Genomic DNA, 20,103 nt, shown 5'->3' on the forward strand with positions numbered 1-20,103 from the left:
GCAGATCAGACTTCGAAGCGTGCCGTGGTGGCCCTTGGCGCTTGCCGAGGGCTTCGTTTTCTCATGCCCGAGTGATCTCATGTCTTCTCGCCATTTGCGTCCACAACGCGCCAGTAATCGGCGTAACAGTTCTTCACCTCACCGTCGGGCACTGCTAACCATGATGCTCGCCGGACTCTCCCTGACGGGTTGCCAGAACGCATCGGAGCTGCTGGTCACCGACGAATACCCGCCCGCATATGCCGATGGCTTTCGTGCTGGGTGCGGCAGCGGCCGCCAGGCTGCCGGCGCGCTGGCTCAGTTTCGCAAGGACGTCCCGCGCTACATGGGCCAGCCGTTGTACGCCGAGGGTTGGAATGACGGCTATCGCCAATGCCAGGCGATGCAAGTTGATACCGGTGGGCTGACCGCCTGGCGCAGCAATGCGCTGGAACGTGATCGCGACCGGGCATGGCGCCACCATGTGGATCAGGCCAAGGCAGAAGCTTTTCACCGCTGAGCGCATTCGTGGTCCATGGAAGGCGCACGAAACCAAGCCGGTGCGCCTCAAGGCCAGCCGCGGGTGACTAGCCCGCGGGTTCGGCCGCGAGCAGCGGCCGCTCGACCGGTGTCGCTCGATACAGCACCAGCCGGTAACAGGCCAGGCAGATCGTCCAGTCGAACAGCAGCGTCCACAGGTTGTGCGAGAAGAAATGCGCGCCCTGCATCACCCGCCCAATCGACAGCACCGTTCCCAACCCCAGCGCCGTCGCCAGGGCGATCCGGGCGGCACGCGGTCTGCGGTCGCGCAGCATGAAAAACAACGCCAGCAACGAAAAGCCTGCCGAGGCGTGGCCGCCGGGCCAGCAGCGCCCCGGCTTGAGCGTCGGCGCGCGCTCGCTGAGCAGCGGCGTAAAGGTTTCAGCACCACCGAATTCCACCAGGCTCCACGGGCAATGCACGCCTGTGAGCGCCTTGAGCGGTGTGACGATGCTGGTCGACAGGCCCAACGCCAGCACCAGATAGCCCAGCGACCGGCGCCGCGGGGCCAGCCGCGTCGGCAGCAGACTGAGCAGGAAACCAACGATGGCGAGTACGCCGAGCGCGATGACCGCTTGCTTGATCCGGTCATGCAGGACGTCTTCGAGCAGCCAGCTGTGGCGCCCGACGAAACCGACGCCGGGCTGATAGAACAGGTGCGACAGGGCAAAGTCGAGGTTGCTCGGCTCGCCCACCAGCAGCGCTACCATCAACAATCCCGGCAAGCCGAAGCCAAGGGTGAAGTTGAACGGGCGGCTCGCGGCAGGCGTGTTCGGCGTGACGGACATCTTTACTCCAGAGGCGCCGCGAAGGGCGCCGACAGGTTCAGCGCTGGCTGAGTTGGGTGGCGGTGGTTTGCGGGCGTTTCCAACCGAGCAGGGCGTGGCCGTAGTCGTAACTGGCGCCTTGGTAGTAGGCGATGTCGCGGCGGACCAGGGGGTCGTCCGGCGTGGCAGAGGACTCGTTGCTCGCCTGCAGCGCGTCGTCGTGGCGGCGTACGCCGCGGCGGGGGCTGAGGATGGCCAGATCCTTGCCGTCGAACAGGCCAAGGTGCTGGTAGTTGCCGATCAACGCCCGTCCGGGTTTGACGTCGTCCCGCAGCAGGTTGCGGCCGAAGAAAGTCGACACATAGTCCAAATTCAGCAGCCCGAGCAGCGTCGGCGCGATGTCGATCTGACTGGCAACGGTGTTTATTTCGCGAGGCTCGACCAGTTCCGGCCCATAAATGAACAGAGGAATGTGGTAGTTGGCGACCGGCAGATCCTGCGAACCCGCGCTGCCAGCCGTGTGGTCGGCGACGATGACGAACAGGGTGTCCTTGAACCAGGGCTTGCCGTGTGCGTTGCGCAGGAACTCGCCGATGGTCGCGTCGGTGTATTTCACCGCGCCTTCACGGCCCTCGCCGGACGGGATGTCGATGCGTCCGTCCGGGTAGGTGTAGGGGCGGTGGTTGGAGGTGGTCATCATCTGCAGGAGGAAGGGCTTGCCGACCGCGTAATCGGCATCCGCCTCGCGAAGCGCCAGCTGATAAAGATCCTCGTCGGCCATGCCCCACGCATTCTTGAAGTGGATGTCGGCTTCGTCCGCGCTGCTCTGGTCCACCACGCGGTAGCCGTTGCCGCTGAAGAAGGCGCTCATGTTGTCGAAGTAACCGCGCCCGCCGTACAGGAACACGCTGTCGTAACCTTGCGCGCGCAGCTGCTGACCGAGGCTGGCAAAGCCGCTCTCCCGGCCGATGCGCTTGACGATGGAGCGGCCTGGGGTTGGCGGCACGGACAGGGTAATGGCTTCCAGGCCGCGGTCGGTGCGCGTGCCGGTGGCGTAGAAGTTGTTGAAGAACAGGCTCTGCTGGCGCAGCTGATCGAGATTGGGTGTCAGGCCGCGGGCGTCGCCAAAGCTGCCGAGGTACTTCGCGCTAAGGCTTTCGACAGTGATCAGTACCAGGTTGAGCTTGCGTTGCTGGCCGGGGTTGTCGATCACGCGACGGATGTCCAGTGGGTCCTGGCCGATGAAGCGAGCGTTGGGTTCGCTGACTTCAGCGCGCAGGCCAGCGGCAACGTCGCGCTCGGGTAGCGTCGAGTAGAACTGCTGGTAATCCAGCTCATTGTTGCGAAACGCGGCAAAGAACTGGAACGGGCCGTTGCTCGCCAGCTCGCGCTGATACGGATTACCGCCAGTGCCGCGCGGAAAGTCCTGACCCACGAGCAATCCCGCGCCCAGGGCCGTCGCCAGCAGCACGGCGAATGCCGCCGCGCGGCCGCGCAAGCGGAGGCTCGGTGCTTCCAGTGCGTGGTTAAGCGGGCGCTGCAACGCGGCAGTGGCGATCAATGCCACCAGCCCGATCAAGGCAAGCAGCGTGTAGACCGGATACGACTCGAGGATGTTGTTCACCACCTCGTCGGAGTAGACCAGATAGTCCACGGCGATGAAGTTGAAGCGCACACCGAACTCGTCCCAGAACAGCCATTCGGCCACGGCGGTGAACAGCATGGCGTACAGGCTCAGGCCCATCAGCACCGTCAGCCAACGGCGGTGCCAGCGGCTGGCCCAGACCCGTTTTGGGCACAGCAGCAGATAAATCCCAAGGGGAAGCGCGGCAAATGCCAGGTAAGTGAGGTCGTAGACCATACCGAGGCCATAGACGCGCAATAGTCCGATGGGGCCGCTGGCGGCTTCCTGCCAGTGGGCAAAAAGCAGGGCGCTACGGGTGATCAGGAAGATGCCCAGCCAGAGGCCGAGCAGCAGGGACAGATAACGAAGTTGAGCATTTCGAAAGAGTGTCATCGTATGATCCACAGGCAAGATTGAACGCGCTGGAGTCTGCGCACCCGCCTGTGAGCCCTTCGTAAAAAGGGCGTGAAAATTCCGTCATTTGCCCTGCTAGCGAGCCGATATGCGCATTCTGGTCATCGAAGACAACCGCGACATCCTGGCTAACGTCCTGGACTACCTGGAGCTCAAAGGCTATGTGGTCGATTGCGCTCAGGACGGACTAAGCGGCCTGCATCTGGCTGCCACCGAGCACTACGACCTGATCGTGCTGGACATCATGTTGCCTGGCATCGATGGGCTGCAGGTCTGCAAACGGCTGCGGGACGATGCCGGGCGGGACACCCCGATCATCATGCTAACGGCCCGTGATGCGCTTAATGATCGGCTGCAAGGGCTGGGTGCCGGCGCCGACGACTACCTGATCAAGCCGTTCGCGCTGTCGGAGCTGGTCGCCCGTATCGAGGCGATCCTGCGGCGCAGCCAGGGCTCGCGCAAACACAAACTGCATGTCGGTGATCTGCACTATGACCTCGATACCCTCCAGGCAACCCGCGCCGGGCAGCCGCTGCGATTGAATCCCATCGGCCACAAACTGCTTGCGATCCTCATGCAGAAAAGCCCGGCGGTGGTACGGCGCGAGCAGTTGGAGGAAGCGCTCTGGGGCAACGATGTTCCCGACAGCGACAGCCTGCGCAGCCATATTCACCAGCTACGCCAGGTACTCGACAAGCCGTTCGCGGCACCACTGCTGCACACCGTGCATGGCGTCGGTTTCCGTCTCGCGGAGCCTGAACATGCTGGCTAAGCAACCCTTCGCGCGACGCATCGTCATCGCCTTCACGCTGATGACGCTGGTGGTCAGCGGGACCTTTTCCCTCGGAATCGTCGCGGTCGTGCATTTCATCGAGGAGCATCTGGTGACCCAGGAGCTGGGGCACGAATTGGACAGTGTGCTCAATGACGTCCTGGTGCACGGGGACGCACCACGGCTCGACGCGGTCACCCGATTCTTCGCCTCGAACCTGCCTGGCTACGCCATTCCCGAGGCGTTCAGGGGGCTCGCCGATGGGTTCACCGAGCTGGTCCGTAACGAGGATGCCTACTACGTCTATCAACGCGAAATCGACGGCGCCAAGTATCTGCTGGTCGAGGAACAGCATGAATTCGAGGCGCGCGAGAACGCATTGTTCATGGTGGTGCTGGCCGGATTCGTGCTGAGCATCCTTGGTGCCTGGGGGCTTGGCTGGTTGATGGCGAGGAAAGTCATGGCCCCGCTGTCACGCCTGGCGCAGCAGGTTCGTCATCGCGATCAGCTGCATCCGCTGGCGCCACCACTGGCGTTGCAATATCCGGACGACGAAGTGGGCCATGTGGCGGCGGCGTTCGACAGTACCCTCGGCCAACTGCGTCAGAGCCTGGAGCGCGAGCGGCTGTTCACCTGCGACGTCAGCCATGAGTTGCGTACCCCTCTGATGGTCATCCTCGGCGCCTGCGAACTGCTCGAGCAGACCGAGCTACCGGAAAAGTCGCGTACCCAGGCCCAGCGCATCGAGCGCGCCGCGCAGGAAATGCACGAGCTGGTGCAGACGTTCCTGATGCTGGCGCGGACCCGGCCGGAGCAGACTGCCTTTGCCGGCACCGCCAGCCTGAGCAGCGTGGCGCAGGAGCAGACCGAGCGCTGGGCGCCGCTGTTTCTTGAAAAGGGGCTGACGTTCAATGTGGTCAGCGAAGGCGAGGACAGCGGCGAATACAATCACACGCTGCTGGGCTCGGTGATGTCCAATCTGCTACGCAATGCCCTGCATTACACCGACACCGGCACGGTGCGGCTGATTCTCGAAAACGCTGGTTTTCGTGTAGAAGACACTGGCATGGGCATTCCGCTGGAGCAGCAGGAACGCATGTTCCAGCCCTTCGTGCGCGGCTCCGACAGCCGGGGGGAGGGCCTGGGGTTAGGGCTGTCGCTGGTCAAGCGCATCTGCACACATCAGGGGTGGTCAGTGGGTGTAGCCCCATGCGAGCCCAAGGGCAGCTGCTTCCAGGTGCGTCTGAAAAGCGATGACGTTTGACGTTTTTTTCACATCCATTTGACAGAGCCTTGATGCGCGTCTCGATAGCGTGGTGTTTCGTTACCTATCGGAATGCCCGCCATGACGACATCGAGCCCTATCGAACTGGAGTTCTCGCGCAAGTACGACCGCCAGCACGCCTACGAATACCTGCATAAACACCATGACGGCCCTGCCCGGCGCCTGTCGCACTGGCGTGATGAGCAGATGGCGCGGCGCGCGCTTAAGATCGCCGGCGACCCCGATCTGGTACTCGACCTGCCGTGCGGCGCCGGGCGCTTCTGGCCGCTGCTGGCCGAGCACCCGAGCCGGATGATCTTTGCCGCCGATAATTCGGCTGACATGCTGGCGATTGCCGAGGCTGCGCAGCCGCGCGAGATCCTTTATCGGGTCGAGAGCTTTCAGACCTCGGCCTTCGCCATCGACATGGGCGACAACGCGGTAGACAGCATCTTCTGCATGCGCCTGCTGCACCACATCGCCGACCCGGCGCATCGCCTGGCAATGCTGCGCGAATTCCACCGCGTCACACGCGACACGCTGATCGTCTCGCTGTGGGTCGATGGCAACTACAAGGCCTGGAAGCGCAAGCGCCTGGAGCGTCGCCGGCCGGCGAAGGACAACCAGAACCGCTTCGTTGTCGAGCGTTCAGTGATCGAGGCGGAATTCGCCGAGGCCGGCTTCGATATCCTAGATCGCAGTGACTTCCTTCCGGGCTACGCCATGTGGCGGGTCTACGTGCTGCGCAAGCGGGGGTGAGCATGATTCGACCACTCGTATTGCCAGCTCGCGAAGCCAGCACCAGCACCTTTCAACGCTGGTGGAACACCCAGGGCGAATGGGTCGAGGAACCCAATCAACGTCGGGCAGGCGAAAGCGGTGTGCAGCGGATACGGTTGCGCGATCCGCAGCAGCCTCTGCTGTACTGCAAACGCCAGATCGGCCACCTGTATCGCTCGCTGCTGCATCCGTTCGGCAGGCCCACGGTGCTGCGTGAACTGCAGGCGCTACAGGCCGTCGGCCGACTCGGCGTGCGGGTACCCGAAGTTGTCTACTGCGGCACCCGGCAACAGGCCGGCCAGTGGCAGGCGCTGCTGGTGACGACGGAACTGGAACGTTTCATCAGCCTGGAAGACTGGTATCAACAGGGCCTGGGCGAGCGCTTCGGTACGGCAGTACAAGAACGCATGCTGGCAGCGGTCGGCATTAGCCTTGGGTGCATCCATCAGGCGCATTGGCAGCATGGTTGCTGCTATCCCAAGCACATCTTCCTCAAGGTTCACGGCGAAGGTGATGCGGCCGGAGTCGAGGTTGCCCTGCTCGATCTGGAAAAGAGCCGTCGCCGGCTTCGTCGCAGCGCCGCGGCACGGCATGACCTGCGCCAGCTCAAACGTCATCGCCAGGCTATGCCGGAGCAGGACTGGCAACGATTGCTGGCCGCACACCGCACCTTCAGCGAGTTGCACTGCGATGTCTGAGCCGACTTGCGTGGTTGCCGATGTCACAAGCGGCGTTGACGTGCCGGTCGACGGTGCGGCGCTGAAGGGTCGCAGCGGACTGGCGCGGATCTGGTACGCCTCCGGCTATTCGGCGGCAGGTCTCAAGGCCGCTTATATGGGCGAAGCGGCATTCCGCCAGCTGGTGCTGCTGAATCTGCTGCTGATTCCCTTGGCGTTTCTGTTCGATGTCAGCCGCGTCGAACGTGCGGTGCTGATTGCTGTGGTATTGCTCGGCCTTATCGTCGAACTGCTCAACTCGGCCATCGAGGCGACGGTCGATCGCATCTCGCTCGAACTGCACCCGCTTTCCAAGCAGGCCAAGGACATGGGCAGCGCCGCGCAACTGCTGGCGCTGTGCCTGATCGGCCTGGTCTGGGCCGTGATTCTGATTCCCTGAAGGACGTACCCCATGCTTTCCTCAATGCGGCGACCCGGTCGACAGCGCCCGCTGCCCGGTTTCTATGGCTTGGCCGCGCACCTGCGGTTCACGTCTGCCAGTGCGCTGGCCTTGCTGGCGTTGTTTGCTCTGTTGCGCCTGGGGCTGCTGCTGTTCAACCGCGAGCTGATCGGCAGCACACCGCTGGCCAGTTTTTTCGAGGCATTCGGCAACGGCCTGCGCTTCGACCTGCGGGTGACGGTATACATCCTGCTACCGCTGCTGCTCGGCGTGCTGAGCGTGCGCGTGTTGGCCGCCCGCGGGCTGCTGCGGCTGTGGGTGAGTGTGTGCGCCAGCCTGGCTATCCTGCTCGGGTTGATCGAGCTGAACTTCTATCGCGAGTTTCATCAGCGCCTCAACAGCCTGGTATTCCAGTACCTGCAGGAAGATCCGGCCACCGTGCTGAGCATGCTCTGGCACGGCTTCCCGGTGCTGCAGCTGCTGGCGGCCTGGGGCGTGATGAGCGCAGCGATGTTCGCCCTGTTCCGGTGGCTGGAGCGGCTGACCCGAGGTGCGCCGGTGCTTCATTCGACCAGCGCGAGCCGCGGCGGCGCGGCCTGGTATACCCGCACGGTAGTGTTCACCCTGCTGGTGCTGGTCTGCGTGGTGGCCGCGCGCGGGACGTTGCGCCAGGGGCCGCCGCTGCGCTGGGGCGATGCCTTCACTACCGAATCGATGTTCGCCAATCACCTCGGCCTGAATGCGACACTGTCGCTCTATGATGCCGCCAGGAACCGCTTGTCCAGCCACCGCGACAACAGCTGGAAGGCGACGCTTCCGAGCGATCAGGCGCAGTCGATCACCCGTGAGCTGTTGTTGACCGACAACGACCAACTGGTGGATGCCGAGCTGGCACCGGTACGCCGCGATTTCCGGCCGCCAGTGGACGGGCAGCTGCCGGTGCGCAATGTGGTGGTGATCCTGATGGAAAGCTTCGCCGGGCGCTTCGTCGGCGCGCTGGGCAGCGGGGAAAGCATCACACCCAATTTCGACCGTCTTGCTGAGGATGGTCTGCTATTCAGCCGCTTCTTCGCCAACGGGACACACACTCACCAGGGCATGTTCGCCAGCATGGCCTGCTTCCCCAACCTGCCGGGCTTCGAGTACCTGATGCAGACCCCCGAGGGCGGCAACCGTTTCTCCGGCTTGCCGCAACTGCTCAGCGCGCGGCAGTTCAACGACGTCTATGTCTACAACGGCGATTTCGCCTGGGACAACCAGTCCGGCTTCTTCAGCAACCAGGGCATGACCCGCTTTATCGGCCGCAGTGACTATGTGAACCCGGTGGTCGCAGACCCGACCTGGGGCGTCTCCGACCAGGACATGTTCGCCCGCGCCGCCGAGGAGCTTGGTCAGCTGGGCCGCGGCAAACCGTTCTATGCGCTGCTGCAGACACTGTCCAATCACACGCCCTATGCGCTGCCGGAACAGCTGCCGGTCGCTCCGGTACAGGGGCATGGCAATCTGGATCAGCACCTGACCGCGATGCGCTATTCGGACTGGGCGCTGGGGCAATTCTTCGACAGGGTGCGTGGCGAGCCCTGGTTCGCACAGACGCTGTTCGTGGTGGTCGGCGACCACGGCTTTGGGGTGCCGGAGGAGGTGACCGAGATGGACCTGTTCCGCTTCAACGTGCCGCTGCTGTTGATTGCGCCGGGCATTACCGAGCGTTTCGGCAGCCGCCGTAATGTGGTTGGGACGCAGGTCGACGTGGTGCCGACCATCATGGGGCGGCTTGGCGGCGAGGTGCGGCACCAGTGCTGGGGCCGCGACTTGCTCAGCCTGGCGCCAAACGACCCCGGTTTCGGCATCATCAAGCCGTCGGGCAGCGACCAGACGGTGGCGATGATTCGCGGTGACCGCGTCCTGGTGCAGCCCAAGGAGCAAACGGCACGCCTGTATCGCTACCGCCTGGGTGCCAATCCTCAGGGTGAACGACTCGCGCCGGATGCCGAGGCGGCGCAGTTGCAGCGTCAACTGGAAGCCTACCTGCAGACTGCGACGGCCAGCCTGCTGGGCAATCGCAGCGCGGATCGTGAGCGCGGGGCAGCGCCCGGCGGTGTGCCGCTGGCCAGAGCGGTGGTGCCGGCAGAGTCGTCCAGGCCGCCGATCCTTGTGCGCCAGGCGACCGAAGGCTGAGCCGATGTTCCGGTGACAAACGACTTACGGCTTGGCTTTATGGAAAGGGGGTGGCGCTCAACGCGGGATCTTCACCTTGTCGTCATCGAAGTCGCCGCGCTCGGCGTCGCGGTGGCAGGCCACGCAGTTGGCGCGACCGCCAACGGACTCCCGTGCGAACTTGGCTTCGCTGACCTCGTCGTGCTTGCGTTCGAACCAGCGGGTCTGGCTGATGCGCGGCGGCTCGCCAGCAGTCGACGAGCGTTCCACCGGCAAGCGGTTGCCCGCCGACGCACGCAGCAGGAAGTCGAGGATCTCGCGCTCCTGTTCGGGATCAAGCGTGGCATTGCTGCCGTAGTGCTCATCAAGCGTCTGCATTTGCTGGCGCCAGGCCTCGGCCGGCAGCAGGCCCGGCGGGTAGAGCATGTGACAGGCGGCGCATTCCTCCTTCCATACCAGTGATGCGTCGCTCGGCACCGCCAGGCGCTTGGGGCGCTTGTAGCTCTGGTGATCATGGTCGTTGTCATCGGCAAGGCTGAAACCGGTCAGTGCCAGGGCGGACGTCAGCCCGGCGACGGCCACGATGGATGCGATCTTCATGGCGCGCTCCTATTTGATGCTGTCGATCCAGCTGATGAAGTCGCCTTTTTCTTGCGCCGTGCATTCGCGGGCGAAAACGTCGTCGCAGTTGCGGCGGAACCACTTTTCAACTTTCTTCAGGTCGGTGAAGCGCTCGGGATTGGCGGCCGGCGCCAGCGGATCGACCTTGCGGTGAGCGGGCGTCTTGCCGGGTTGGCGCGGGTCGGCAGTGTGGCAGGTGGTGCAGCTCATGGTCTTGCCGTTGCGCTGCTCCTCGGCGAAGTACAGCGCCTTGCCGCGCTCGGTGGAAAAGCCGCTGAAGTTCGAATCCTGCTGACGGGCCTGCGCGGCGTAGCCGGCCAGCAGAGGATGTTCGGAATCAGCTAGCGCTGGCAGGCTAAGGCAGCAGGCGAGCGCGATAAGGTGGGCTTTCATGGTGCGGTCCTCCAGGATGGATGAGCGCAGCCTAGGCGCCCCGCCTTACGCCAAGCTGAATCTAGCCAGGTGATGGCATTCAGCTTGGCTTCAGCTGAAGGGCATACAAGGGAGGCATTCCCTATATCGAGGATTGCCGCCGTGGCTGCCTTCAAACGCTTTCGCTTGTTTCACTGGCTACTGGCCGGTTTCTTTCTTGGCGTCTATCTGAGCGGCGACGACGCAGAGCTGCTGCATATCTGGCTGGGCTATGGCCTGGTGGCATTGCTGATGTGGCGCCTATTGATCGTGCCGCTGCGCCTGCGCGGTTTTCCAAAGCTGCTGCCGCCGAAGGGGCAGCGCCGTAAGCCCGGCCTGTCGGCAATCGGCAAGTGGCTGACGGTCGGCGCGCTGGCGAGCTTTGCGTTGGCCAGCCTGATTGGGTTGGGGATGGTCGATAACGGCGACGTGCTTGGCGCATTGCCCGGCGTCGGCGCGGAGGTGTTCGGCGCCGCCAGCGACATCGACTTCATCGTCTGGCTGGATGAACCCGACGAAATGCACGAATTATTCGCCAACCTGGGACTGTGGCTGATCGGCCTGCACGTCGGTTACGTGCTGCTGTTTCGCCGCAAGATGGTGTGGCCGATGCTGCGCGGCCCGTCCTCGGCAGGACCGGCGCAGAGCCCGGGCACGACGTTGTCTGCCCCCGTCCCCGTCCCCGTATCAGGGGAGTTCACCCGCCTGCGCATCGCCTCATGCCAGGCCGAAACTGCCGACAGCTGCTCGTTCATACTGCAGGTGCCGGTCGCCCAGCGCGTAGGCTTTACCGCGCAGCCGGGGCAGGTCCTCACGCTGAAGGTGCCCTGTGGCGAGATGCCGCTGCTGCGCTGCTATTCGCTGTCGCAGCGGCCGCAGGGTGATGGCGCGCTGCGCATCACCGTCAAGCGCGTGCCTGGCGGGCGCGCATCGAACTGGCTGCTGGATACCCTGCAGGCGGGCGACTGTATCGAGGCGTTGCCGCCGGCCGGCCTGTTTGTGCCGCGCAACCTGGATGACGATCTGCTGCTGCTCGATGCAGGCAGCGGTATCACGCCGCTGATGGCGATCCTGCAGGCGGCGCTGGTCGAGGGTAGCGGGCGGGTGTGCCTGTTCTGCGCCAGCCGCGATGCCGCTTCGCTGATCTTTGCCGAGGAGCTGGCTGAATGGTCCGCGCGATATCCCGAGCGCCTACAGCTTTGCATCTGGCTGGATGCAGAACAGGGCGTGCCTAGCGGCCCGGCCATTGCCGCGATGATTGCCGGTTGGGCTGCCGCCGACGCCTATGTCTGCGGGCCGCAACCGTTCATGAACGCCGCCAGCGCCGCGCTGAGTGAACTGGGCGTGGAGGCCGCTCGCATCCATCTGGAGCGTTTTGGTACTGCTGTGTCGGCCGCCGCGCCGGGCGCACGGCGGAGTCGCCTGAAGGTGGCGCTCGACGGCCGTCATTATGAGCTGGATGTACGGCGCGGTGAGGTGTTGCTGGAGGCGATGGAACAGGCTGGCCTGCAACCACCGAATGCCTGCCGCTCGGGCGTCTGCGCCGTATGCAAATGCCGGGTGGTGGAAGGCAGCGTAAGGATGCGCAGCAATCAGGTGTTGAGCGCGCAGGACGTACATCAGGGTTGGGCGCTGGCTTGCCAGGCCGAACCGAGGAGCGACGAACTGCAGGTTGAGTACTGACGAGCGGATCTGCGAGTCCTAAGGCGGGTTACGCCTCAGCCTTGTCCACTTGGCCGGCCGCAAAGGCCAAGACCATGCCGCGGCCTGGCGGCGCGGAAATCGCTGGTCGCTCGCCGCCCTGCGGCGCGTTGTGGCGAGGCGGGGTCAACGCTCCGTCATCGGCAGGTCGTGTGGCTGCCAGGCTGCCCACGAGCCAGGTCTCGAGGTCATAGACGATGCGCAGGCCTTTTTCGCGCGTCGGGCCGGGGCTGCCGATCGGCTCGAGCATCAGCACGTATGCATCTCCCGTAACGGCCGGATGGTGACAGAAGTAGAACGCCGACGAGTTGCCGGCGTTTACCCGGTGGTCATTTGCGAACCAGCAACACGCCCGATTCCATGTGGTGTGTATAGGGGAACTGGTCGAACAGTGCGCAGCGCTCGATGCGGTGGGTGTCGTGCAACTGGGCGATGTTGGCCGCGAGGGTTTCCGGGTTGCAGGAGATGTAGAGGATGCGCTCGAAGCGGCGCGTGAGTTCGCAGGTGTCCGGGTCCATACCGGCGCGGGGCGGATCGACGAAGACGCTGCCGAAGGCGTAACTCTTCAGGTCGATGCCGGCTAGGCGGCGGAACGGGCGTACTTCGTTCAGCGCCTGGGTCAGTTCCTCGGCCGACAGGCGAACCAGGCTGACGTTGTCGATGCCATTGTCATCGAGGTTGGCCAGCGCGGCATTGACCGAGGACTTGCTGATTTCGGTCGCGAGCACCTTGGGTACCCGGGTCGCCAATGGAAGGGTGAAATTGCCGTTTCCGCAATACAGCTCGAGCAAGTCGTCGCTGCGTTCGCCTAGCGCCTCAAACGCCCAATTCAGCATCTTCTGGCACACCTCGCCGTTGGGCTGGGTGAAAGCGCCTTCGGGTTGCCGGTAGCTGAAGGTTCGCCCCGCAACGGTCAGTTGCTCGGTCACATAGTCGCGGCCAATGACGATGCGTTTGCCCTTGGAGCGGCCGACGATGCTCACCCCAAGCTTCTCAGCGAGCTGTTCAGCTTCGGTCTGCCAGGCGTCGTTCAGCGGGCGGTGATAGGCGAGGGTGATCAGCGCGTCGCCGGAGAGCGTGGTCAGAAATTCGACCTGGAACAGCTTGAAGCTCAGCGTCTCGCTGGCTTGCCAGGCAGCCTTGAGCTGCGGCATCAGCTCATTGATGCGGCGACTGGCGATAGGGAAGCTGTCGATCAGGATTGGCGTGTGCTTGTCGCCGGGCTCGAACATCGCGTAGTGGCGCTGGCCGTCTTCGCGCCACAGGCGGAACTCGGTTCGCAGGCGATAGTGTTCACGCGGTGAATCGAAGACGTCCGGCGCGGGTGCGTCGAAGGGCGCCAGCAGTTCTACCAGCCGCGCGGCTTTCTCGGCGAGTTGGGCGTCGTAAGTGGCGGGATCGAACTGCGGAGCGCTCATGAGGACCCTTGGAGTGGTAGGTAAATCGTAGGGTGGATCGTGGCGCGCAGGTGGCGCTTCATCCATCCACCGTCTCTGCATGAAAGGTGGATGAAAAAAGCGTCATCCACCTACGCAACCGGAGGGCGCGGATTGTACGGTCGTCCGCTGTGGTTGTCAGGCGCGGGCTGGTCCCGCTCTGGGCTGCTTTGGTGGGCTGAAGCCCACCCTACAAAACTCATGAACACTCTTGGAAGGGCCGATAAGACGTAGGGTGGATGATGCTTCACCCATCCACCATTACCGCACGGCAGGTGAATGATGAGCGCGTCATCGTGCCCAGGGCGTCATCAGCCGGCGAACCAGCCCAGCTTGATCACGAACAGGATCGACAGGATCCACATCGCCGGGCTCAGGTCGCGCCAGCGCCCGGCCAGCAGCTTGATCGCGGTCCAGGCGATGAAGCCGAAGGCGATGCCGTTGGCGATGGAGAAGGTCAGCGGCATGGCCAGTGCGGCAATGGCCACCGGTGCGGCGACGGTGAGGTCTTCCCAGTCGATGTTGACCAGGCTGCTCATCATCAACACAGCAACGAATAACAGGGCCGGTGCGGTGGCGTAAGCCGGAACGGCGCCCGCCAGCGGGGCGAAGAACAGGCTGAGCAGGAACAGCAGGGCGACGACGCACGCGGTCAGGCCGGTGCGGCCGCCTGCGCTGATCCCGGCGGCGGATTCGATGTAGCTGGTGGTGGTCGAGGTGCCCAGCGCAGCGCCGGCCATGGTCGCGGTGCTGTCAGCCAAGAGCGCGCGGCCCAGGCGTGGCATGCGACCGTCCTTGTCCAGCAGGTTGGCCTTCTGCGCCACGCCGATGAGGGTGCCGGAGGTATCGAACAGGTCGACGAAGAGGAAGGCAAAAATCACGCTGACCAGACCGATGTCCAGCGCACCCATGATGTCCAGCTGCATGAAGGTCGGCACCAGCGACGGCGGCATGGATACCACGCCGTTGAGCTCGGAGAGACCAAGGATGATCGACAGGACGGTGACGACCAGAATGCCGATCATCACGGCGCCGGTGACCTTGCGGTAAGCCAGCGCGGCGATCAGGAAGAAGCCGAGGCAGGCCAGCAGCGGGCCGCCAGCGGTGAGGTCGCCCAGGCCGACCAGCGTGGCCGGATTGTCGACGACGATGCCGGCGTTCTTCAGCGCGATGATCGCCAGGAACAGGCCGATACCCGCCGCGATGCCCGAGCGCAGCGCCAGCGGAATGCTGTGGATGATCCACTCACGGATCTTGAAGATCGACAGCAGAAAGAAGATCGCACCCGACAGGAACACCGCACCCAGCGCGGTCTGCCAGGTGTAGCCCATGGTCAGCACCACGGTGTAGGTAAAGAAGGCATTTAGGCCCATGCCCGGCGCCAGTGCGATCGGGTAGTTGGCAACCAGGCCCATGATCGCCGAGCCGATGGCCGCAGCCAGGCAAGTGGCGACGAAGACTGCGCCGTGGTCCATGCCCGTCTCGGCCAGGATGCTGGGGTTGACGAAGAGGATGTAGGCCATCGTCAGGAAAGTGGTGAGACCGGCGAGGATCTCGGTGCGCAGCGTGGTGTTGTGCGCCTTGAGTTGGAACAGCTTCTCCAGCATTTTGATTCCTCTTCTTGCCGGTCGATTATGCGTTGGGGTTGTCTCTATGGACGACTTGCTCGTTACAGCAAAGCTTATCCGGGCGATGCCCGCAAAAGCGGCGCATCTTACACCGTCGTTCCAGCCGGTTGAATGTGATTAGAGTGACCCGTCAGTTCTGCTTCGTCGGGCTCTGCCACCTCTAAGGCTGGCGCCTGTCCAAAGAGCCATCGGGTGCATCACGCGCCTGTGTGTGCACTGCGGTTTTCGAGGGTGAGATGTTCAAAAGATGCAGCCAAGGGTTTGGGCCGCCAGGCAGTCGAGGCCATGGCTGGGGCGGGTCCTCTGCAAAGGAGCCTGTCTATGCCTGAGCCGATCATGGGGCTGTGCACGCTGGTGCTGGCAGCCGGGCAGGGCAGCCGTTACCGCGAGCTTGTCGATCAAGACAAGCTGCTCGCGCCCAGTCGTGATACGCCTGCTGCACCCGGCGTGCTGGCCTCGACGCTCGAGTCGCTGGCAGGGATCACGGAGCGACTGGTGGTGGTCACCCGCGAGGATAATCTTGCGCTGCGCGCGTGGCTTGATCAGCGGGCCGGATCATTCGGTGCCGAGGTCTTTACGGTGCGCAGCAACGGCCTGGGCCACAGCCTGGCGCAGGCCATTGCGCAGTATCCGGCCGAGCAGGGCTGGCTGGTCGCGCTTGGCGACATGCCTTATATCCGCCGCGAAACCATCCGTGGCATTGCCGCTGAAATCCGCCAGGAGCGGCTGGTGGTGCCGCGCCATGTCGGGCAGCTTGGTCATCCGCGAGGCATCGGTAGTTGCTACCGCTCTCAGGTAATGGCACTCGACGGCGATCGCGGCGCGCAGGCCCTGTTCGCTTCGGGCCCAGTCACCGAAGTCGAGATTGATGATGTGGGTGTGCTGCAGGACATCGACCGACCGGAGGATCGCCGAGACGCCTGAGGCCGGCGCGGTGCCGATCAGTGGTCGTTGCCTCGCGGGCTGCGGTTGAAGGGCCCAGCACAAACCTGTCGGCCCCTTCCGATTCCTTCCGGCCCATCAGCTGAACGTTTTTTCCGACGTAGCAGTCGTACCCCTAAGCGCACGGACAGCGCACCTAATGCCTGAAGTTTTCGGCGATCCTGCACAGAACAGGCAGCCGAAGACTCCCAAACCGTGAGGCTGCCATGAGCGAAACATCTACCGCTGCAGGTGGGATTTCCGCCTGTTCCATTACCCTCCAACTGAACGGTCAGCGCCGCGAAGTCGAGGTCTATCCCTGGACCACACTGCTTGATCTGCTGCGCGAACAACTGCACCTGACGGGCACAAAGAAGGGCTGTGACCACGGCCAGTGCGGTGCCTGTACCGTGCTGCTCAACGGCAAGCGCATCAACAGCTGCCTGACCCTGGCCGTGATGCATGACGGCGCCCAGCTGACCACCATCGAAGGGCTGGCAGAGGGCGAGGAGCTGCACCCGATGCAAGCCGCCTTCGTCAAACACGACGCCTTTCAGTGCGGCTATTGCACGCCCGGGCAGATCTGCTCGGCGGTGGGCATGGTGGCCGAAGGGCGGGTGCAATCCCGTGATGATCTGCGTGAGCAGATGAGCGGCAACGTCTGCCGCTGTGGCGCCTATCCGAACATTGTTGCAGCCATCGAGGAGGCGACCAAGGAGACGCGCGAGCGGCTTGCCGGTGCGAAGGAGGTGACGCCATGAACCCCTTCAGCTACGCACGCCCAAGCAGCGTCGAAGAAGCCATCGGGCAGTTCCGGCCGGACAGCCGTTACATCGCCGGCGGCACCAATCTGCTCGATCTGATGAAGGAAAACGTTACCCGTCCGTCGCAGCTGATCGATATCACCCAGCTGCCGCTGGCGGATATTGAAGAGACGCCCGAGGGCGGTCTGCGCATCGGTGCGCTGGTCAGCAATGCGGATCTGGCCTGGCATCCGCTGGTGGAAGCCCGCTATCCGCTGCTGTCACAGGCCATCCTGGCGGGCGCCTCGCCGCAGTTGCGCAACATGGCCACCACCGGCGGCAACCTACTGCAGCGCACCCGGTGCTACTACTTCTACGATGCCACCACACCGTGCAACAAGCGCGAGCCCGGTACCGGCTGCTCGGCGCGCGAGGGCCTCAATCGCATCCACGCGATTCTCGGCCACAGCGACGCCTGCATTGCCGTCCATCCCTCAGACATGTGCGTGGCGATGGCGGCACTGGAGGCGGTGGTGCATGTGCAAGGGCAGCGGGGCGAGCGGCGCATTCCCATGGCCGACTTCCACCGCTTGCCGGGCCATGCGCCCGAGCAGGACAACACCCTGATCGAGGGTGAGCTGATCACCGCGGTCGAGTTGCCGCCACAGGACTTCTCCGCGCACAGCAGCTACCTCAAGCTGCGTGATCGTGCCTCCTATGCGTTTGCCCTGGTTTCGGTCGCTGCTGCACTGGAGATGGACGGCGACAGCATTCGCAGTGCCCGCATCGCCATGGGCGGCGTGGCGCATAAACCCTGGCGCAAGAAGGAAGCGGAGGCGGCGCTGGTTGGCAAAACGGCTGACGAGGCTGCGTTCAGCGCCGCTGCCGACATCCTGCTCGAGGGTGCCAGCGGTTTCGAACACAACGCCTTCAAGATCGACCTGGGCCACCGCGCCATCGTCCGCGCCCTGACCGACGCCGCCAAAGGAGCCGCCCAATGAAACCAGCCAATTCCCCGCTCGGGCAGCCGCTCAACCGCGTCGATGGCCCGCTGAAAGTTACGGGCCAGGCGCATTACGCCGGTGAGTTCGATGTGCCCGGCCTGCTCTACGGCAGCGTGGTCAACAGCAGTATCGCGCGTGGTCGAATCATCAGCATCGACGCAAGCGCGGCCGAAGCGGTGCCGGGCGTGACGCTGGTGTTGACCCACCAGAACCGTCCGCCCATTGCGAGCTACGACGATCCTTATGAGGACGATGATGCCGCCGACGGCTCGCCGTTCCGGCCGCTGTTCAACGACCGCATTCTCTACAGCGGCCAGCCGATCGCGCTGGTCGTCGCGGAAAACCTCGAACTGGCCCGCTACGCCGGCAGCCTGGTGCGCGTCGAGTACGAGCGCGAGTCCCATCACACAGACCTGCTCAGCGAACTGGAAACCATGCACAAGGCCCCGGCCGACCTGCCGGAGCCGCGTGGGGACGTAGACAGCGCCCTGGCCAGCGCGCAGTTCAAGGTGGACGTGCAGTACACCACGCCGGTCGAGCACCACAATCCGATGGAACCGCATGCCTCGACCGTTCACTACTTTCCCGAAGGCAACCTGGAGATCTACGACAAGACCCAGGGCGTGCAGAACTGCATGCGCTATCTGGAAGGGGTGTTCGACATGGAGGGCAAGATCCGCATCCTCTCGCCGTTTGTCGGCGGCGCCTTCGGTTCCGGCTTGCGTCCTCAATATCAGCTGACGCTGGCGGTGATGGCGGCGCTCAAGCTAAAGCGTTCGGTGCGTGTCACCCTCAAACGCCAGCAGATGTTCACCTTTGGCTATCGTCCGCGCACCGTGCAGCGGCTGTCGATTGGCGCAAACGCCAGCGGAGAACTGCAGGCCATCACCCACCAGGCGATCGGTCAGACGTCCCGCTTCGAGGACTTCACCGAGCATGAGGTCGAGTGGTCCGGGATGCTCTACAAGTGCCCGAACGCCAGGCTCGACTACCAGCTGGTGCCGCTCGACGTCTACACGCCGCTGGACATGCGGGCACCGGGCGCGACCATTGGCGTCTACGCCCTGGAAAGCGCCATGGATGAACTGGCCTACGCAGCGAACATCGACCCGCTGCAGTTGCGCCTGACCAACTACTCCGAGCGCAATGCCAACGAGGACAAGCCGTATTCCAGCAAGGAGCTGCGCCAGTGCTACGAGCAGGGCGCCGAGCGCTTTGGATGGTCACGCCGCTCGATGGCGCCGCGCTCCATGCGCGATGGCAACCAGCTGATCGGCTGGGGCATGGCCACCGGCGTCTGGGAGGCGATGCAGATGCCGGCCGCCGCCAAGGCGTGCCTGGAGCCCGACGGTCGGCTGGTGGTCAGCAGCGCCACCTCCGACATCGGTACTGGCACCTACACCGTGATGACCCAAATCGCGGCGGCGGCGATGGGCCTGCCGATGGAGCAGGTGGAGTTTCGCCTGGGTGATTCGAACCTGTCGCAGGCGCCGCTTGAGGGTGGCTCCTTCACGGTGTCTTCCGTTGGCACAGCCGTGCAGCAGGCGTGTGAAGGGCTGCAGGCGAAATTGCTCGACGCAGCGCAGCAGGCGCCGGTATCGCCTTTTACCGGGGCCAAGCTTGAGGATGTCGAGTTCGTCGACGGTCAGATGCGCTTGAGGGCCTCGCCAGAACATTGGGTCGAGTTGGCGGAGATCATCGCTGCCAACGGCGTGATCGAGGCGGAAGTCAGCGCCAAGCCGGGCGAAAAACGCAGTGAATACTCGATCTCTACGCATTCGGCGATCTTTGTTGAGGTGCGTGTGGATGAATCATTGGGCACGGTGAAAGTGAGTCGCGTGGTCAGTGCGGTAGCGGCCGGGCGCGTGGTTAATCCGAAGACAGCCGGCAACCAGATCACCGGCGGTGTGGTGTGGGGTATCGGCCAGGCGCTGCATGAGGAAACCATGATCGACCACAACCTGGGTCGTTACATGAACCACAACCTGTCCGAGTACCACGTCCCGATCAATGCCGATATCAACGATATCGACGTGTTTTTCGTCGAGGAGAAGGACGAAATCGTCAACGCGCTGGGCTCCAAGGGCGTCGGCGAAATCGGCATCGTCGGTGTGGCGGCGGCGGTGGGCAACGCCATCTACCATGCCACCGGCAAGCGCGTGAGGGACTTGCCGATCACCTTGGACAAGGTGTTGTAACCGGCCAGGCGCGTGGAAAAGGCTGCG

Annotated in this window: 19 protein-coding genes; 12 read left to right on the forward strand and 7 right to left on the reverse strand. The window is 63.9% G+C overall.

Annotation, left to right across the window (positions count from 1 at the left end; all coding sequences use genetic code 11):
• Positions 1-160 precede the first annotated feature (160 nt).
• A complete protein-coding gene (locus tag AAGW23_RS13660) occupies positions 161-499 on the forward strand; it encodes a hypothetical protein (protein WP_045430438.1) in 339 nt (112 codons plus the stop codon).
• Between the two features lie 67 nt (positions 500-566).
• Here AAGW23_RS13660 and AAGW23_RS13665 read toward each other — a convergent pair whose 3' ends face one another.
• Entirely contained in the window at positions 567-1,307 is a 741-nt protein-coding gene (locus AAGW23_RS13665) for a phosphatase PAP2 family protein (protein ID WP_045430436.1), read from the reverse strand.
• Positions 1,308-1,344: 37 nt separating this feature from the next.
• Positions 1,345-3,303, reverse strand: a complete 1,959-nt coding sequence (locus tag AAGW23_RS13670) for an LTA synthase family protein (protein WP_342406973.1) — start codon at positions 3,301-3,303, stop codon at positions 1,345-1,347.
• A 109-nt stretch (positions 3,304-3,412) separates the two neighbouring features.
• Between AAGW23_RS13670 and AAGW23_RS13675 the strand changes: the two genes are divergently transcribed.
• The 6 genes from AAGW23_RS13675 (at position 3,413) to AAGW23_RS13700 (ending at position 9,434) form a co-directional block, all read left to right on the forward strand.
• On the forward strand, positions 3,413-4,096 hold the full coding sequence (locus AAGW23_RS13675; protein WP_014821492.1) for a response regulator transcription factor: 684 nt from the start codon (positions 3,413-3,415) through the stop codon (positions 4,094-4,096).
• Complete coding sequence (locus tag AAGW23_RS13680; protein ID WP_342406974.1) at positions 4,086-5,360, forward strand: HAMP domain-containing sensor histidine kinase; 1,275 nt, start codon at positions 4,086-4,088, stop codon at positions 5,358-5,360. The genes AAGW23_RS13675 and AAGW23_RS13680 overlap by 11 nt, the downstream gene beginning before the upstream one ends.
• An 81-nt stretch (positions 5,361-5,441) precedes the next feature.
• Positions 5,442-6,119 (forward strand): class I SAM-dependent methyltransferase, encoded by a 678-nt coding sequence (locus AAGW23_RS13685; RefSeq protein ID WP_102838082.1) that lies wholly within the window; start codon positions 5,442-5,444, stop codon positions 6,117-6,119.
• 2 nt (positions 6,120-6,121) lie between these two features.
• A complete protein-coding gene (locus tag AAGW23_RS13690) occupies positions 6,122-6,838 on the forward strand; it encodes a lipopolysaccharide kinase InaA family protein (RefSeq protein ID WP_342406975.1) in 717 nt (238 codons plus the stop codon).
• Positions 6,831-7,256: a diacylglycerol kinase gene (locus AAGW23_RS13695; RefSeq protein ID WP_342406976.1), complete on the forward strand. Its 426-nt coding sequence runs from the start codon at positions 6,831-6,833 to the stop codon at positions 7,254-7,256. Before AAGW23_RS13690 ends, AAGW23_RS13695 begins: the two co-directional genes overlap by 8 nt.
• Before the next feature lie 12 nt (positions 7,257-7,268).
• The gene (locus tag AAGW23_RS13700; RefSeq protein WP_342406977.1) at positions 7,269-9,434 is read left to right on the forward strand and encodes an LTA synthase family protein; all 2,166 of its coding nucleotides are present in this window, start codon (positions 7,269-7,271) and stop codon (positions 9,432-9,434) included.
• Between the two features lie 57 nt (positions 9,435-9,491).
• On the opposite strand, the gene AAGW23_RS13705 is transcribed toward AAGW23_RS13700, so the two are convergent.
• Positions 9,492-10,013 (reverse strand): hypothetical protein, encoded by a 522-nt coding sequence (locus AAGW23_RS13705; RefSeq protein ID WP_342406978.1) that lies wholly within the window; start codon positions 10,011-10,013, stop codon positions 9,492-9,494.
• 9 nt (positions 10,014-10,022) lie between these two features.
• Positions 10,023-10,427, reverse strand: coding sequence for a DUF1924 domain-containing protein (locus AAGW23_RS13710; RefSeq protein WP_342406979.1), 405 nt, complete (start codon positions 10,425-10,427; stop codon positions 10,023-10,025).
• Between the two features lie 141 nt (positions 10,428-10,568).
• Between AAGW23_RS13710 and AAGW23_RS13715 the strand changes: the two genes are divergently transcribed.
• On the forward strand, positions 10,569-12,128 hold the full coding sequence (locus AAGW23_RS13715; RefSeq protein WP_342406980.1) for a 2Fe-2S iron-sulfur cluster-binding protein: 1,560 nt from the start codon (positions 10,569-10,571) through the stop codon (positions 12,126-12,128).
• 28 nt (positions 12,129-12,156) lie between these two features.
• Here the strand turns inward: AAGW23_RS13715 and AAGW23_RS13720 are convergent, their stop codons facing one another.
• From AAGW23_RS13720 to AAGW23_RS13730, 3 genes are all read right to left on the reverse strand, one after another.
• Positions 12,157-12,402, reverse strand: a complete 246-nt coding sequence (locus tag AAGW23_RS13720) for a hypothetical protein (RefSeq protein WP_342406981.1) — start codon at positions 12,400-12,402, stop codon at positions 12,157-12,159.
• Positions 12,403-12,475: 73 nt separating this feature from the next.
• Positions 12,476-13,564 (reverse strand): tRNA (uridine(54)-C5)-methyltransferase TrmA, encoded by a 1,089-nt coding sequence (trmA, locus tag AAGW23_RS13725; RefSeq protein ID WP_342406982.1) that lies wholly within the window; start codon positions 13,562-13,564, stop codon positions 12,476-12,478.
• A 329-nt stretch (positions 13,565-13,893) separates the two neighbouring features.
• Positions 13,894-15,189, reverse strand: coding sequence for an NCS2 family permease (locus AAGW23_RS13730; protein WP_342406983.1), 1,296 nt, complete (start codon positions 15,187-15,189; stop codon positions 13,894-13,896).
• A gap of 342 nt (positions 15,190-15,531) precedes the next feature.
• Here AAGW23_RS13730 and AAGW23_RS13735 point away from each other — a divergent pair, with 342 nt between their 5' ends.
• The 4 genes from AAGW23_RS13735 (at position 15,532) to AAGW23_RS13750 (ending at position 20,076) form a co-directional block, all read left to right on the forward strand.
• Entirely contained in the window at positions 15,532-16,134 is a 603-nt protein-coding gene (locus AAGW23_RS13735; protein ID WP_319299812.1) for a nucleotidyltransferase family protein, read from the forward strand.
• 224 nt (positions 16,135-16,358) lie between these two features.
• A complete protein-coding gene (locus tag AAGW23_RS13740) occupies positions 16,359-16,892 on the forward strand; it encodes a (2Fe-2S)-binding protein (RefSeq protein WP_342406984.1) in 534 nt (177 codons plus the stop codon).
• Complete coding sequence (locus AAGW23_RS13745; protein ID WP_342406985.1) at positions 16,889-17,875, forward strand: xanthine dehydrogenase family protein subunit M; 987 nt, start codon at positions 16,889-16,891, stop codon at positions 17,873-17,875. Before AAGW23_RS13740 ends, AAGW23_RS13745 begins: the two co-directional genes overlap by 4 nt.
• A complete protein-coding gene (locus tag AAGW23_RS13750; protein WP_342406986.1) occupies positions 17,872-20,076 on the forward strand; it encodes a xanthine dehydrogenase family protein molybdopterin-binding subunit in 2,205 nt (734 codons plus the stop codon). The genes AAGW23_RS13745 and AAGW23_RS13750 overlap by 4 nt, the downstream gene beginning before the upstream one ends.
• The last annotated feature ends 27 nt before the right edge of the window (positions 20,077-20,103 follow it).

Origin of the sequence: Stutzerimonas chloritidismutans (assembly GCF_038562055.1) — a bacterium.
Taxonomy (GTDB): Bacteria; Pseudomonadota; Gammaproteobacteria; order Pseudomonadales; family Pseudomonadaceae; genus Stutzerimonas; species Stutzerimonas chloritidismutans_A.

What these genes read in the sequence shown, in the direction of transcription:
- AAGW23_RS13680 (WP_342406974.1), top strand. Translation starts at nt 4,086, where the DNA reads ATGCTGGCTAAGCAACCCTTCGCGCGACGCATCGTCATCGCCTTCACG.
- trmA (WP_342406982.1), bottom strand. Translation starts at nt 13,564, where the DNA reads ATGAGCGCTCCGCAGTTCGATCCCGCCACTTACGACGCCCAACTCGCC.
- AAGW23_RS13695 (WP_342406976.1), top strand. Translation starts at nt 6,831, where the DNA reads ATGTCTGAGCCGACTTGCGTGGTTGCCGATGTCACAAGCGGCGTTGAC.
- AAGW23_RS13665 (WP_045430436.1), bottom strand. Translation starts at nt 1,307, where the DNA reads ATGTCCGTCACGCCGAACACGCCTGCCGCGAGCCGCCCGTTCAACTTC.
- AAGW23_RS13675 (WP_014821492.1), top strand. Translation starts at nt 3,413, where the DNA reads ATGCGCATTCTGGTCATCGAAGACAACCGCGACATCCTGGCTAACGTC.
- AAGW23_RS13685 (WP_102838082.1), top strand. Translation starts at nt 5,442, where the DNA reads ATGACGACATCGAGCCCTATCGAACTGGAGTTCTCGCGCAAGTACGAC.
- AAGW23_RS13740 (WP_342406984.1), top strand. Translation starts at nt 16,359, where the DNA reads ATGAGCGAAACATCTACCGCTGCAGGTGGGATTTCCGCCTGTTCCATT.
- AAGW23_RS13700 (WP_342406977.1), top strand. Translation starts at nt 7,269, where the DNA reads ATGCTTTCCTCAATGCGGCGACCCGGTCGACAGCGCCCGCTGCCCGGT.
- AAGW23_RS13690 (WP_342406975.1), top strand. Translation starts at nt 6,122, where the DNA reads ATGATTCGACCACTCGTATTGCCAGCTCGCGAAGCCAGCACCAGCACC.
- AAGW23_RS13710 (WP_342406979.1), bottom strand. Translation starts at nt 10,427, where the DNA reads ATGAAAGCCCACCTTATCGCGCTCGCCTGCTGCCTTAGCCTGCCAGCG.
- AAGW23_RS13660 (WP_045430438.1), top strand. Translation starts at nt 161, where the DNA reads ATGATGCTCGCCGGACTCTCCCTGACGGGTTGCCAGAACGCATCGGAG.
- AAGW23_RS13745 (WP_342406985.1), top strand. Translation starts at nt 16,889, where the DNA reads ATGAACCCCTTCAGCTACGCACGCCCAAGCAGCGTCGAAGAAGCCATC.
- AAGW23_RS13670 (WP_342406973.1), bottom strand. Translation starts at nt 3,303, where the DNA reads ATGACACTCTTTCGAAATGCTCAACTTCGTTATCTGTCCCTGCTGCTC.
- AAGW23_RS13705 (WP_342406978.1), bottom strand. Translation starts at nt 10,013, where the DNA reads ATGAAGATCGCATCCATCGTGGCCGTCGCCGGGCTGACGTCCGCCCTG.
- AAGW23_RS13735 (WP_319299812.1), top strand. Translation starts at nt 15,532, where the DNA reads ATGCCTGAGCCGATCATGGGGCTGTGCACGCTGGTGCTGGCAGCCGGG.
- AAGW23_RS13750 (WP_342406986.1), top strand. Translation starts at nt 17,872, where the DNA reads ATGAAACCAGCCAATTCCCCGCTCGGGCAGCCGCTCAACCGCGTCGAT.
- AAGW23_RS13730 (WP_342406983.1), bottom strand. Translation starts at nt 15,189, where the DNA reads ATGCTGGAGAAGCTGTTCCAACTCAAGGCGCACAACACCACGCTGCGC.